11 protein-coding genes are annotated in these 14,123 nt (G+C 63.9%); 9 read left to right on the plus strand and 2 right to left on the minus strand.

Features of this window, described 5'->3' with window-relative positions:
* Nucleotides 1–12: 12 nt before the first annotated feature.
* On the minus strand, nt 13–2,781 hold the full coding sequence (gene acnA / locus CLV47_RS05015; RefSeq protein WP_106347868.1) for an aconitate hydratase AcnA: 2,769 nt from the start codon (nt 2,779–2,781) through the stop codon (nt 13–15).
* Between the two features lie 299 nt (nt 2,782–3,080).
* On the opposite strand from acnA, the gene CLV47_RS05020 reads away from it, so the two are divergent.
* The 9 genes from CLV47_RS05020 (at nt 3,081) to CLV47_RS05060 (ending at nt 13,174) form a co-directional block, all read left to right on the plus strand.
* The gene (locus CLV47_RS05020; protein WP_170110960.1) at nt 3,081–4,022 is read left to right on the plus strand and encodes a phosphatase PAP2 family protein; all 942 of its coding nucleotides are present in this window, start codon (nt 3,081–3,083) and stop codon (nt 4,020–4,022) included.
* Between the two features lie 34 nt (nt 4,023–4,056).
* A complete protein-coding gene (locus CLV47_RS05025; RefSeq protein WP_106347870.1) occupies nt 4,057–5,595 on the plus strand; it encodes an AMP-binding protein in 1,539 nt (512 codons plus the stop codon).
* Nucleotides 5,596–5,818: 223 nt separating this feature from the next.
* Nucleotides 5,819–7,219 carry an NlpC/P60 family protein gene (locus CLV47_RS05030; RefSeq protein ID WP_146135286.1) on the plus strand — a complete coding sequence of 467 codons (1,401 nt, stop codon included), beginning with the start codon at nt 5,819–5,821 and terminating at the stop codon, nt 7,217–7,219.
* A 252-nt stretch (nt 7,220–7,471) separates the two neighbouring features.
* Nucleotides 7,472–8,554, plus strand: a complete 1,083-nt coding sequence (locus CLV47_RS05035; protein ID WP_238145237.1) for an AAA family ATPase — start codon at nt 7,472–7,474, stop codon at nt 8,552–8,554.
* Nucleotides 8,551–9,483 (plus strand): DUF58 domain-containing protein, encoded by a 933-nt coding sequence (locus CLV47_RS05040; protein WP_106347873.1) that lies wholly within the window; start codon nt 8,551–8,553, stop codon nt 9,481–9,483. Before CLV47_RS05035 ends, CLV47_RS05040 begins: the two co-directional genes overlap by 4 nt.
* Entirely contained in the window at nt 9,480–10,436 is a 957-nt protein-coding gene (locus tag CLV47_RS05045; RefSeq protein WP_106347874.1) for a VWA domain-containing protein, read from the plus strand. Before CLV47_RS05040 ends, CLV47_RS05045 begins: the two co-directional genes overlap by 4 nt.
* A gap of 74 nt (nt 10,437–10,510) precedes the next feature.
* A complete protein-coding gene (fabG, locus tag CLV47_RS05050; RefSeq protein WP_106347875.1) occupies nt 10,511–11,245 on the plus strand; it encodes a 3-oxoacyl-ACP reductase FabG in 735 nt (244 codons plus the stop codon).
* Nucleotides 11,246–11,321: 76 nt separating this feature from the next.
* Nucleotides 11,322–12,095 (plus strand): enoyl-ACP reductase FabI, encoded by a 774-nt coding sequence (gene fabI, locus CLV47_RS05055; RefSeq protein ID WP_106347876.1) that lies wholly within the window; start codon nt 11,322–11,324, stop codon nt 12,093–12,095.
* Nucleotides 12,096–12,100: 5 nt separating this feature from the next.
* The gene (locus tag CLV47_RS05060; RefSeq protein WP_238145238.1) at nt 12,101–13,174 is read left to right on the plus strand and encodes a ferrochelatase; all 1,074 of its coding nucleotides are present in this window, start codon (nt 12,101–12,103) and stop codon (nt 13,172–13,174) included.
* 26 nt (nt 13,175–13,200) lie between these two features.
* Here the strand turns inward: CLV47_RS05060 and CLV47_RS05065 are convergent.
* Nucleotides 13,201–14,123: HNH endonuclease signature motif containing protein (locus tag CLV47_RS05065; protein ID WP_106347877.1), on the minus strand; the 923-nt coding region annotated here is incomplete at its 5' end.

Raw genomic sequence — 14,123 nt, forward strand, 5'->3', positions numbered from 1 at the left:
CGCTGACGGACGCTACTTCGTCAACAGCGAACGCAACACGTACTGCAAGATGCCGCCGTGACGGAAGTAGTCGGCTTCTCCAGGGGTGTCGATGCGTACGACGGCGTCGAACGATGTGTCGCCCGCGGTCACCTTGACCGTGCGCGGAATCGAACCGTCGTTGAGTGCTGTGACCCCGCTGATCGCGAACTCTTCGTCACCCTTCAGACCAAGCGATTGGGCATTCTGGCCCTCGGCGTACTGCAGTGGCAGCACGCCCATCCCGATCAAGTTGGAGCGGTGGATGCGCTCGTACGACTCGGCGACGACTGCCTTGACGCCCAGCAGTGCCGTACCTTTGGCCGCCCAGTCGCGGGACGAGCCGGAGCCGTATTCCTTGCCGGCCAGGATGACCAGCGGCACGCCGGCCGCGGCGTACGCCTCGGAGGCCTCGTAGATCGTCGTCTGCTCACCATCGGCCAACCAATTGCGGGTGAATCCGCCCTGCACGTTGTCCAGCAGCTCGTTGCGCAGGCGAATATTGCCGAACGTGCCGCGAATCATGACTTCGTGATTGCCGCGGCGCGAGCCGTAGCTGTTGAAGTCGACCCGCTTGACGCCGTGCTCCTGCAGGTACTTACCGGCAGGGGAGTCGCCCTTGATGGCGCCGGCAGGCGAGATGTGGTCGGTGGTCACCGAGTCGCCCAGCAGCAAGAGGACGCGAGCTCCACTGATGTCCTCCACCGGCGCGGGCTTTTCTGGCATGCCTTCGAAGTACGGCGGGCGGCGGACATACGTCGAATCCGCGTCCCATTCGAAGATGTCACCGGTCGGGGTAGGCAGCGACTGCCACCGCTCGTCGCCAGCGAATACGTCGGCGTAGTCCGTAGAGAACATCTGCGAGCTGATGGCCTGGTCCATGACCGTCTGCACTTCTTGCGGTGATGGCCAGATGTCGTGCAGGAACACCGGCTTGCCGTCGGTGTCGGTGCCGAGCGGTTCGGTCGTCAGATCGAGATCCATCGTGCCGGCGATCGCGTACGCGACGACCAGCGGCGGCGAGGCCAGGTAGTTCATCTTGACGTCCGGGTTGATCCGGCCCTCGAAGTTACGGTTGCCCGACAACACCGAGGTGACCGACAGATCGGCCTCGTTGACCGCTGCCGAGACAGCCTCGGGAAGCGGACCGGAGTTGCCGATGCAGGTCGTGCAGCCGTAGCCGACGAGGTAGAAGCCGAGTTTCTCGAGGTACGGCGTGAGGCCGGCGCGCTCGTAGTAGTCCATGACCACCTTGGACCCGGGCGCGAGCGTGGTCTTGACCCATGGCTTGCGGTTCAGGCCGCGGTCGACGGCTTTCTTAGCCAGCAGTGCAGCGGCCAGCATGACCGACGGATTCGAGGTGTTCGTGCATGAGGTGATGGCAGCGATGACCACGGCACCATGGTCGATCTCCGTTTCGGTGCCGTCTTCCAACGTGACCTTCGTCGGCCGTGAGATGCGGGTCGTGGTGCTGCCTTCGTGGCTGGCCTTACCGTTGCCCTCTTGCTTGCTGTCGGGGGTCGGTGGATCGCTGGCCGGGAAGCTGTCGCCAAGTGTCGAGTCGCCTTCGCGGTGGTCGACGTACGCCGGAAGTACCTCGCGGAAGGAGTTCTTGGCGTTGCTGAGTGCGATGCGGTCCTGCGGACGCTTTGGGCCGGCAATCGACGGTACGACTGCGCCGAGATCCAGCTCGAGGTATTCGGAGTAGGTCGGCTCCTTAGCCGTGTCATGCCAGAGTCCCTGGTGCTTGGCGTACGCCTCGACCAGCGCCACGTGCTCGGGCGAGCGTCCGGTGAAGGTGAGGTAGCGGATCGTCTCGTCGTCGATGGGGAAGATCGCGGCGGTGGAACCGAACTCGGGGCTCATGTTGCCGATGGTCGCGCGATTGGCGAGCGTGACGGCGCCGACGCCTTCGCCGTAGAACTCGACGAACTTGCCGACGACGCCGTGGTCGCGCAGCATCTCGGTGATCGTGAGAACCAGGTCGGTCGCGGTAGCGCCGTCGGGCAGCTCACCGCTGAGCTTAAAGCCGACGACGCGGGGGATCAGCATGCTGACCGGCTGGCCGAGCATTGCGGCTTCGGCCTCGATACCGCCGACACCCCAGCCAAGTACGCCGAGACCGTTGACCATCGTCGTGTGCGAGTCGGTGCCGACGAGCGTGTCCGGGTAGGCCTGGCCGTTGCGCGCGAAGACCGTGCGCGCCAAGTGCTCGATGTTGACCTGGTGCACGATGCCGGTGCCCGGCGGGACAACCTTGAACTCGTCAAACGCGCTCTGGCCCCACCGCAGGAACTGGTAGCGCTCCTTGTTGCGCTGGTACTCAAGGTCAACGTTGGCCTCGAAGGCGTTTGCGCGCCCGAATACATCGGCGATGACCGAGTGGTCGATGACAAGCTCGGAAGGGGCCAGGGGGTTGATCTTGGACGTGTCGCCGCCGAGTTCGCCGACGGCCTCGCGCATCGTGGCAAGGTCGACGACGCACGGAACTCCCGTGAAGTCCTGCATGATCACACGCGCTGGCGTGAACTGAATCTCGGTGTCCGGCTCAGCCGCTGGGTCCCACTGGCTGATGGCCTGGATCTGCTCCGCCGTGACGTTTTTCCCGTCCTCAGTGCGAAGTAGATTTTCAAGCAGTACCTTCAAGCTATATGGGAGCTTTTCGGACCCCTTGACGGCGCTTAGCTCAAAAATCTCGTAGTCGGCGTTATCAACCGACAACGTCGATTTCGCGCCGAAGCTGTCCTTGCTCGCGTTGGTCACTGCGATCTCCTCACACCATTCACTTTTAGCGCATATGCGCCCCTGCTCATCTTCCCCTATACCGCGATCAAACACCGGAGTGGGGCGTGTCTAACCAGCCACAGCGCTGCTGCCTACCTGCGGCGATGCGAGGCGCGTGCGACCGCTATATATGATTTCTGCGACCACGAGCCTAGGGTCTATTAGGTCTTTCAGGCGCGGCGGGCTCTGCCCGGGGAAGTCGCCGTACGGATGGTTGTCCAAATACGCCAACGGGGAGCGCCACCATCGATGGGATTCAGCGTCAGCGAGAGATGCTCGTGCGCCATACGCGATATGGGCTACTGCTGGCGTACGCATTCGTTTTGGTTGTGTCGATCATCGTGTACGGCGTGCCGCTTGATCGCCTTGGAATCACTCTCTGGGTTCTGTCGGGCCTGACCGTCTACTCCTTCGGTCGCGGGTTCCGATACTTTCTGCGAATTCTGCTCGACTGGATCCCCTTCACCGCCGTCCTGTTCTTGTACGACTACACGCGGGGGCTGGCCGATACGCTCGGTATGCCGACCCACGTGACCGAGCCGATTGCGGCAGATCGGTTGATGTTTGGCGGCGTCCCGACGGAATGGCTGCAGGCGCACTTCTACACGCCGGGCTATGCACATTGGTACGACGTGCTCGTCACTCTTGTCTACCTGAGCCACTTCTTCACGACACCGCTCATCGCGATCGTCCTTTGGATCCGTAACCGGGACCGGTTCAGGTCCTGGATCGCCGTCGTGCTCGCTATGGCGCTGGCCGGCTTGGCGACCTACATCCTCTACCCGATGGCGCCGCCCTGGTACGCCGGAGAGGCAGGTCTGCTGCACAACGTGCACCGCATTTCCGGTTTGGGCTGGAATTATCTCGGACTGACGGTGGCTCGCCATGTGCTGGACACCGGCCAGACCCTCGCCAACGACGTGGCCGCCATGCCGTCGCTGCACACCGGCTTCGCCGCTCTCGCCGTCGGGTTTTTCATGATCCGCGCTCCGTGGTGGCGGCGGGTCTTGCTCTGTCTCTATCCGCTGGCGATGGGCTTGGCGCTGGTGTATTCCGGCGAGCACTATGTGATCGACGTACTCGCGGGGATCGCATACGCCGTCGCGATCATCACCGTTTGGCAGGCATACGTCCGAGTACGGGCCCGTTCGTGCGCTGGCAGGGCACATCTCAATGTCAATGAGACGGTAGGGATCGAGAACACTGCACCGGTCCACTAACGTGTGGGCTAAGTAACTTGCCCACGGAGGTCCCATGCGCACACCACTTACTCTCGCTAACTTCATCGATCGCGCGGAGTCCATCTATCGCGACCGTCCCGCGATCATCGACGAACCGGATCAGCCGGCAGCGCCGCTGAATGTGACGTACGGCGAGCTCGCTCGCCGTGCCCGGGCAATCCAAGCCGGGCTCGACGAGCTCGGAATCGGGGAAGGTGAGCGCGTAGGCATCGTCAGCCACAACGCCGGGCGGCTCTTCGAACTGTTCTTCGCCGTCCCCACCAGCGGCCGGATCTTCGTGCCGATCAACTTCCGGCTGCGCCCCGATGAGGTGCAGTTCATCGTCGAACACAGCGGCTGCTCGGTCCTGCTCGTTGACGAGGAGATTGCCGAATCGCTCAAGGGCGTTACGGCGCCGCACAAGTTCGTCGTCGGCAAGGAAAGCGACGACGCGCTGCTGCGGTTTGACACCGAACCACGCCCGTGGCGCAACGTCGACGAGGACGCGTTCGCGACCATCAACTACACCAGTGGGACGACGGCAAACCCGAAGGGCGTCGTACAGACGCATCGGTCGTTGTGGGTCAACGCGGTGACGTTTGCCATGCACATGGGCATAACCGATCGCGATGTATATATGCACACGCTGCCGATGTTTCACTGCAACGGCTGGGGCCTGCCATTTGCTACCACGGCGTTCGGCGTACCCCAGGTCGTCATACGGAAGATCGACGGAGCCGAAATCCTGCGCCGAGTCCAACAGCACGGTGTCACGCTGCTGGCGGGCGCCCCTGCCGTCTGGAATATGACTCTCGATGCGGCCGCTGACTGCGAGGCTGGACAGGTGCCCGGCTCGGGCACGACGCGGATCATCGTGGCCGGTGCGGCGCCGCCGACCAAGACAATCCAGCGAGTGGACGAGGAGCTCGGCTGGGAGTTCAACCAGATTTACGGGCTGACGGAAACCTCACCGTTGATCACGGTCAACAGGACCCGCAAAGAGGATTTGGACAAGTCGCCCGAGGAGCGCGCGAAGCTGCTCGGTCGGGCCGGGGCGCCGACGCTTGGCACCAGCTTTACGACGGCCGAGGACGGCGAGGTCTATGTCCGCTCGAATGTCTGCCTCGATCACTATTGGGAAAACCCGGTGGCGACCGACGAGGCGCTTGAAGGCGGTTGGTTCCACACCGGCGACGGCGGGTCGATCGGCGACGACGGCTACATCACAATCGCCGACCGCAAGAAAGACATCATCATCACCGGTGGCGAGAACGTCTCATCGCTCGAGGTCGAGGACGCGCTGTTCTCACACCCCGCCGTCGCAGAGGTCGCCGTGATCGGCGTACCTGATGAGAAATGGGGCGAGACGATCAAAGCGCTGGTGGTCGTTAATCCGGGCGCCGAGGTTACGGAGGCGGACATCATCGCGCATTGCAAGAAGCTGCTGGCCGGCTATAAAGCACCAACGACCGTGGAGTTCCGCGAGGAAATCCCGCGCACCGCGACCGGGAAGATCCAAAAGTTCAAGCTCCGGCAGCCGTTCTGGGAAGGCCGCGAACGCCAGATCAACTAGCGCTCAAACCAAACCTATCTATTAGACGGGTGTCCCGACGCATGACAGCGTTGGGACACCCGTTATTTATGCGCCAAAAGTGATAGATGAATCACACGTGTCGGTAGTTATTGAATGAAACTACTGGTGTTATTGGTGCGCAAGTGGCAAGGTCACCTGTGCTCGCTCTTCCCGCGGGTGAACACGTGTCACGGGCCGCAGCTTGGCTCGGAAAGGTTTCCACTTGTCACGACGTAGCCCTAGCCGCCGGCGCGTAGTACGCCGACGCATAGTCGCGGCGATCGCGAGCTCCATCGCGGGTGCAATGTTCTTGGCGGTCGCCGCACCGGCCTCGGCATTGCCGCCGCCGCCGCCAAACCCATCCGACAGCCAGCTCAACGGTGCCGCCGCGCAGAAATCTGCGGTCGCCAGTCAGGTGGAGCAGCTATCCGCGCAACTCGCGCAGGCGCAGGCGCAGCTGGCTCAGATGCAGTCGCAGCTGCAAGTTGCTCAGGAGCTCTACAACAAGGCCATAGTTGACGTACAGATGGCCAAGGACAAGGCCGCACAGACCGCGACAGACGTACAGACCGCTAATGCGCAAGTAGATTCCGCGACGGCGCAGGTCTCCGCGTTTGCGCGGTCCAGCTATATCCACGGCAGCACACTCGACAGCAGTCTTGTACTTCTCGATGCCGATGGCCCGTCCCAGCTGGTCGAACAGGCTGGCTTCCTCGATGCGATCGGTGCCCAGAACAACCAGGTGTTAGACGGGCTCAAGGTCGCCAAGGTCGCCAAGGCGAACGCTGACTCGGCGGCGCGCCAGGCCGTGATCGAGATGACCATTGCAGAGGCCAACGCCAAGCAGGCCAAGCAGGACGCGGAGTCATCGGTGGCGCAGTCGGCGGCGGCGATGCAGCAGGCCCAGGCGAGCAAGGCGCAGACCGAAGCCGCGCTTCAGGCCGCCCAAGCGCAGTTGGCCGACCTGCAGGGTCAGCGTGCTCAGTACAACTCGTGGCTGGAACAGAAGAAAGCCGAGGAGGCGGCTGCCGCAGCCGCTGCGGCAGCAGCGGCCGCCCAGGCTGCCGCGCAGGCTAAGTCCGCGGCTCAGGCTCAGGCTCAGGCTCAGGCTCAAGCGGCGAAGCAGCCGAAGCCGTCGAGCGGGCCGTCCTACAAGCCGGCCAGCAGTCCGTCGGTCAGTTATGGGGGCGGCGGATGGAGCCCAGGTAAAGGTCAGGCAGCAGCCAATGCGGCGTTGCAGTGGCTTGGCACGATTTACGCGTGGGGCGGGGGTACGGCCAGCGGACCCTCGCGCGGTGTCTCTGACGGCGGCGTGGCCGATTCGTACGGTGACTACAACAAGATCGGTTTCGACTGCTCCGGACTGGCGTTGTACGCGTGGGCGCAAGCGGGAGTATCGCTGTCGCACTACTCCGGCTATCAGTACAAGTCCGGCAGCGTGCACCCGTCGCTTAGCCAGTTGATGCCCGGCGATCTGCTGTTCTGGGGCATCTACGGAATTCACCACGTCGCGATCTATATTGGCAACGGACAAGTCGTCCAGGCACCGCAAAGTGGGGACGTCGTAAAGATCTCGAAGATCTGGACTTCGGACTACGTCGGCGCGACCCGCCCCGGCACCTAACTCAGGCCCTATAACTCCGATCGACCTCGATGCTCCTTGTGTCGCCTACAGCGGCTTCACAGGGAGCGTTTTGGCGTGACGAGGAAAACCCGGTCGGGCGGAACCGATCCTGGTATGAGTCGGTCCGAAGGCCACGAAAACCCATATGCTTGCTGAGTACCAGATGCATACCGACCTGCAAAATATTTGCTGCCAACAAAGCGCCGTCACGCCATCGCCGCACGACGATGTCCCCAAACTGAGGAGGAATGGGTGAGCCACCCTACCCCTGCCCGCACTGCAAACTCGCTCGAGCGCGCGATGCTCGAGATCAAGAAGGTCATCGTCGGCCAGGACCGGATGGTCGAGCGAATGCTGGTCAGCCTGCTGGCCAAGGGCCATATTCTGCTCGAAGGCGTGCCTGGCGTCGCGAAGACGCTCGCCGTCGAGACGTTGGCGCGCACCGTCGGTGGCACGTTTGCTCGGTTGCAGTTCACTCCGGACTTGGTGCCTGCGGACATCGTCGGGACCCGGATCTACAAGCCCGGATCTGATGCGTTCGATACGGAGCTTGGCCCGGTGTTCGCCAACTTTGTGCTCACCGACGAAATCAACCGGGCGCCGGCGAAGGTGCAGTCCGCGCTGCTCGAGGTGATGGCCGAGAAGCACGTGTCCATCGGTGGCGTCACCCATCACATGCCGTCACCCTTCCTGGTCATGGCGACCCAGAACCCGATCGAGTCCGAGGGCGTCTACCCGCTCCCTGAGGCACAGCGCGACCGTTTCCTTATGAAGATCAACGTCGACTATCCGACTGTTGAGGAAGAGCGCGAGATCATCTACCGGATGGGTGTCGAGCCGCCGACGGCCGAGACGGTCATGACGACCGACGAGCTCATGGACTTGCAGGCGCAGGCCGGCAAGGTGTTCGTGCACCATGCCCTGGTTGACTACATCGTCCGGGTGGTGTTCGCGACCCGCACGCCAAAGGATCTCGGTCTGCAGGATGTCGACCAGTGGGTCTCGTACGGCGCCAGCCCGCGCGCGTCGCTGGGGCTCGTCGCCGCCGCGCGCGCAATGGCGCTCGTCCGGGGGCGGGACTATGTGCTGCCCCAGGACGTTCTCGACATCGCCGGCGATGTGTTGCGGCATCGCCTCGTGTTGTCGTACGACGCACTTGCGGACGCCGTACCGGCCGATCACATCGTCAAGCGGATCTTGTCGGCCGTACCGGTACCTCAGGTCTCGGCCCGTCCGATGGGCGGGCAGCAGGGGATGCCGCCACGGCCGCCGCAGGCTCGACCGGTCCAGATGTCGCAGGGCCAGAACCCGTCTCAAGGTGAACGCACGGCATGAGTTCAATTGCCGGGCCACCTCCGAGCCTTAAGAGCGACTCGACCGAGGTCGTGCTGCGCAAGCTCGAGATGACCGTCAAGCAGAAGCTTGACGGCTTGCTGTTCGGCAATCACATTGGGCTCGTTCCCGGGCCAGGGAGTGAGGCCGGCGAGTCACGCCTTTATCACGCGGGTGACGACGTACGCCGAATGGACTGGTTTGTCACCGCGCGTACGACGACGCCGCACATACGCGAAACCATCGCCGATCGTGAGCTAGAGACGTGGATCGTTGCCGATTTGTCGGCCAGCCTCGACTTCGGTACCGCGGACTGCGAAAAGCGCGACCTTGCCGTTGCCGCCGCCGCGGCGTTCGTCTACCTCACCCAACATGGCGGCAACCGAATTGGTGCGATCATCACGACCGGCGAGGACACTATTCGCGTCCCCGCCGTCGCCGGCAAGGCGCATGGCGACTGGCTGATCCGCAAATTCATCGAGACGCCACGAGCACGAGAGGGTAATCGCGGTGACCTTGGTGCCGCGCTCGAGGAACTACGTCGGCCGCAGCGGCGCCGCGGGCTGCTGGTAGTCATTAGCGACTTCCTCGGTGCGTCGACGTGGCCGAGACCGCTGCGCGGGCTCCAAGAGCGCCACGACATCGTCGGCGTCGAGATCGTCGATCCCCGCGAACTGGCCCTGCCCAATATCGGCCTGGTCACCCTGCGCGACCCTGAAACTGGAGCGACGTTGGAAGTCCAGACCGCAAGCAGTGACACTCGTGAGAGATACGCACAGGAAGCGCAGCAGCAACGCGCCCAGATCGCGACGGCGCTACGCCGCGCCGGCGCCGGCCACCTGCGGCTGCGTACCGACCGTGACTGGCTTCTCGACGTGATGCGTTACGTCTCCAACCGACGCCGGGGCGCGGCAGGAGGCGTACTGCGTTGAAGTTTCTCTCACCCATCTGGTTGCTGTTGTTGCTATGCGTGCTGGCACTGATTGGCATCTATCTGCTGCTGCAGTTGCGCAGGAAGAACTACGCGGCACGCTTCACCAACGTCGACATGCTCGCCAAAGTCGCGCCCAAGCGGCCCGGCTGGCGGCGTCATATCGCGTTCGCGCTGTTGGTCGTGGGGCTTGGCTTCACCTCCATGGCGATGGCGGTCCCCGCGTCGGAGGTACAGGTGCCGCGCAACCGCGCCACGATCTGTATGGCGCTCGACGTATCGCTGTCGATGAAGGCGACCGACGTCAAACCGTCCCGATTCGAGTCCATGAAGAAGTCGGCGAAGAATTTTGTCGACAAGCTGCCCGCCGGTATCAACCTCGGCCTGGTGGCGTTCGCCGGTTCGGCCAACGTTCTGCAACCGCCAACGATTGACCGCAATGCGGTCAAGAACTCGATCGACAACCTCAAGCTGGACCAAGCGACGGCGACCGGCGAGGCTATATTCTCTTGCCTCGGGGCGATCCAGAACTTCGAGAAGAGCACGAAGTCCTCGGACGGCAAGCCGGCGCCCGCCCGAATCGTGCTGCTATCGGATGGTCTGCGCACAGTCGGCCGCGACAACAGCACGGCCATCGCGGCGGCCAAGAAGGCCAAGATCCCGGTGTCCACTATCGCGTTTGGCACCGAAGGCGCGACGATCAAGCAGGACGGCGAAACGATCCCGGTCCCGGTAGACAAGCCGTCGCTGAAGCAGATCGCTGACGAGACCGGCGGCACGTTCTTCAGTGCCGAGAGCGCCTCCAGCCTGGAGAAGGTCTACAACAACATCGGCAAGCAAATCGGCTACACAAAGGAATTCCAGCCGATTACCACTCGATTTGTCGGCATCGGACTTATCTTTGCGTTCGCCTCTGCAGCCGCCGCATTGTTCTGGACCAACCGGCTTTTGTAGCGGTCGACCGAGCACTCGTGACGATCGTGCAATAGCCTCACGGGTATATCTCAGACCGTACGAGAGGAACGCCGATGTCCGACGCAGCCCCCGCTACTACTCAACCCTCACGCTCCGTATTAGTGACCGGAGGCAACCGTGGGATCGGGTTGGCGATCGCACAGGGATTTGCCGCCGCGGGGCACAAAGTCGCGGTTACTCATCGTGGCTCGGGCGCGCCAGACGGGCTGCTGGGTGTCCAGTGCGACGTGACCGACGCGGGCTCGGTCGACACCGCGTTCAAGGAGATAGAAGAGAAGCAGGGCGCCGTCGAGGTGCTCATCTCCAACGCGGGCGTCACCGAGGACGGACTGCTGCTGCGCATGAATGAGGATCAGTTCGGCCGCGTGCTGGACGCTAACCTGACCGGGGCTTACCGAGTCGCAAAGCGCGCATCGTCAAAGATGCTGCGGGCTCGCTGGGGCCGGTTGATCTTTATTGGGTCAGTGGTCGGACTTTCCGGTGGTGCGGGCCAAGCCAACTACGCCGCGAGCAAGGCGGGCCTCGTCGGGCTGTCACGTTCGATCGCACGCGAGCTTGGTTCGCGCAACATCACCGCCAACGTAATCGCCCCCGGGTTCGTGAAGACCGACATGACCGCGGAGCTGTCTGATGAGCGTCAGGCCCAGATCTTGAGCCAGATCCCGGCCGGACGCTACGCCGAGCCATCCGAGATCGCCGACGTAGCTTCGTTCCTCGCGAGCGATGTTGCCGGATACATCACCGGCGCGGTCATCCCGGTCGACGGCGGTCTGGGCATGGGTCACTAGCCGCGATCGATCACACTAGACTCTGTACGACGCGCAGCGCGAACGCACGGACCAATCGCAGAGGAGAACCACCGACATGGCCGGACTACTTGAAGGTAAACGCCTGCTGATCACCGGCGTACTGACCGAGGCCTCGATCGCCTTCTCGGCCGCCAAAGTGGCGCAGGAAGAAGGCGCGCAGATCGTGTTGTCCAACTTCGGTCGTGGCCTGTCGCTGACGAAGCGGATCGCGAAGCGGCTGCCGACGGAGCCGCCGGTGATCGAGCTCGACGTGACCGACCAGGAGCACATGGCCACCCTCGCCGACCGCCTGCGCGAGCATGTCGATGGGCTGGACGGCGTACTGCACGCCATCGGCTTTGCGCCCCAGGAAGCGCTTGGCGCGGACTTCACCGAGGTCGCGTGGGAGCACGCGGCGACTGCCTTCCATGTGTCCACCTGGTCGTTGGCCGGCTTGACCCAGGCCTGCCTGCCGCTGTTCGGCGAGAAAGCTAGCGTCGTCGGGCTCGACTTCGACAACTCCACAACCGCGTGGCCGGTCTATGGCTGGATGGGTGTGGCGAAGGCCGGGCTCGAGTCGGCGTGCCGCTACCTTGCTCGTGAGCTCGGGCCGAAGGGCGTGCGGGTCAACCTGGTCGCGGCGGGACCGCTGCGCAGCATGGCGATGAAGTCCATTCCGGGGTCGGACGCATTCGAGACCGCGTGGGAACAGCGAGCCCCGCTCGGCTGGGATGTCAACGACACCGAGCCGTCCGGTCGCGCTTGCGTGGCACTGCTCTCCGACTGGTTCCCGGCCACGACTGGCGAGATCGTGCACGTCGACGGCGGTTTTCACGCGGTGGGCGCGTAGCTCCATTGAACAACGCACCACTGCTGCAGGACGCGCCGATTGACGCGCTGCTGGTCTTGTCGTTCGGCGGACCAGAGGGCGTCGACGACGTCGTACCATTCCTGGAAAATGTCACCCGCGGACGAGGGATCCCCGCCGAGCGGCTGCGCGAGGTGGGCAAGCACTACTTCCACTTCGACGGTATATCCCCGATCAATGAGCTCAACCGGTCGATCATCGACCGGTTGAAGCGCGAGTTCGTCCGGCGGGGGATCGAGCTGCCGATCTATTGGGGCAACCGCAACTGGCACCCGATGCTCGAGCAGACGGTCGCCGAGATGACGGCGGACGGCGTACGTCGTGCGCTTGTGTTTGGCACGAGCGCTTATGGCGGCTACTCGGCCTGTCGGCAATACCACGAGGACATCGCGCGGGGCCGTGCGGCGGTCGGCGATGACGCGCCCGATCTCGAGAAGCTTCCGCAGCTGTACGCCAACGAAATGTTCGTCGCGGCCAATGTGGCGGCTGTCGAGGCGGCGTACGCCAAACTCCAAGGCGCCGACTTTGCGTCCGGCACGCGGCTGGTCTTCACGGCGCACTCGATCCCGGAGACCGCGGATGCCGAGGCCGGGCCGGAGGGTCATCTGTATAGCGAACAGCTGAGGTTCGTCGCGGCGCAGGTGGCTGATCGGGTCGGCGCAGCACAGTGGGATCTGGTGTGGCAGAGCCGATCCGGGCCACCGCACATCCCTTGGCTAGAGCCGGATATCTGCGATCACCTGGAGACGCTGGCGAGCGACGGCATACGTTCGGTCATCGTTGCCCCGATCGGCTTCGTCAGTGACCACCTTGAGGTCGTCTGGGACCTCGACACGGAGGCTGCGGCTAAGGCGATCGAGCTCGGACTGGGGTTTGTGCGCGCCGGCACGGCCGGCAGCGATGATCGATTCATCACCATGATCGCCGACCTCATCGAACGACGGCTTGGCATCAGCGACAACGTCCAGGAGCTGTGCCCGTTTCTTCAGGGCGCGACAGGTGTCGGCGTCAACGGCACCGTGTGTGCACCAGGCTGCTGCGGCGCTCAACGGTCTGACTAACCATCTGATCAGTTCGGGCATGCCTTCTAGTCGCGTTGTGGTGGGTCGGTGTCGGCGGGATACGTGAGGTATCTGCGCCCGGCGGGGCTGGTCCATTCACACGACGCGTCGTCGTGCAGTTTTACTCGCCAGTTGGTTTGGTGTTTGAGCCGATGGTGGCGTCTGCACAGAGCGATGAGGTTGCAGTCGCCGGTGGTGCCGCCGGTCCCGTCGGGGCGGTGCGGGTCGATGTGGTCGACGTCGCAACGTTCGGCGGGGCGGGTGCAGCCGGGGAAGCGGCAGGTCTGGTCGCGGGCGATGACGCGGCGGCGCATCTGTGCCGGTGGGCGATACGTTTTTGTGCCGACGTCGAGGACGGCGCCGGTGTAAGGGTCGGTGATGACGCGTTGCCAGCGGGCGTCCTGTGCGAGGTAACGGGCCAGGTCGGCATCGATGGGCCCGAGCCCCTCGATCGCGGCGACCGCCCGCCGGTGCGGGTCTTCCGGGCGCGTTTCAGCACTGAGCGTGTCGGTGGCTTCAGAATCGTTCGTGCCCGCATCGTTCGTGTTGCCACCGGGTCGACTCTGCGTTTGGCCGGTACCGCCCGTACCGCCCGCATCGCCCGCGGCGTCGGTCTCGTTCGTGCCGTTGTCGCGGTTCGTGGCTGCGGCACCATCGCCGTTTCGGTTCGTGCCGGCGGCACCGCTGCCCGCGCCTGTACTGCTGTTGGTGCCTGCGAGGTCGGACCCGGCCAACAGGTGCGCGGGGATCGTGACTTTGATCGTGACCTCGGGTATGCGCGGGACGGTGAAGTTGATCGTCGCTGCGAGTCCCCGGATCTTCTCGAGCACGGCGGCGGCTTCGGTGGACTGGCCCGGGTCGGTGATCAGGTACTGCCCGTCGGCGTCCCACGCCGCCGCGCCGGGTATCGCCCCGCCGTAGGCGGGGTGCCCGGCGGGGCGGATCATCG

It is taken from the genome of Antricoccus suffuscus (assembly GCF_003003235.1).
Taxonomy (GTDB): domain Bacteria; phylum Actinomycetota; class Actinomycetes; order Mycobacteriales; family Antricoccaceae; genus Antricoccus; species Antricoccus suffuscus.

Bases quoted from the DNA above. Each gene is read 5' to 3' on its own strand.
- CLV47_RS05025 (WP_106347870.1), top strand. From the start codon at position 4,057: ATGCGCACACCACTTACTCTCGCTAACTTCATCGATCGCGCGGAGTCC.
- CLV47_RS05040 (WP_106347873.1), top strand. From the start codon at position 8,551: ATGAGTTCAATTGCCGGGCCACCTCCGAGCCTTAAGAGCGACTCGACC.
- fabG (WP_106347875.1), top strand. From the start codon at position 10,511: ATGTCCGACGCAGCCCCCGCTACTACTCAACCCTCACGCTCCGTATTA.
- fabI (WP_106347876.1), top strand. From the start codon at position 11,322: ATGGCCGGACTACTTGAAGGTAAACGCCTGCTGATCACCGGCGTACTG.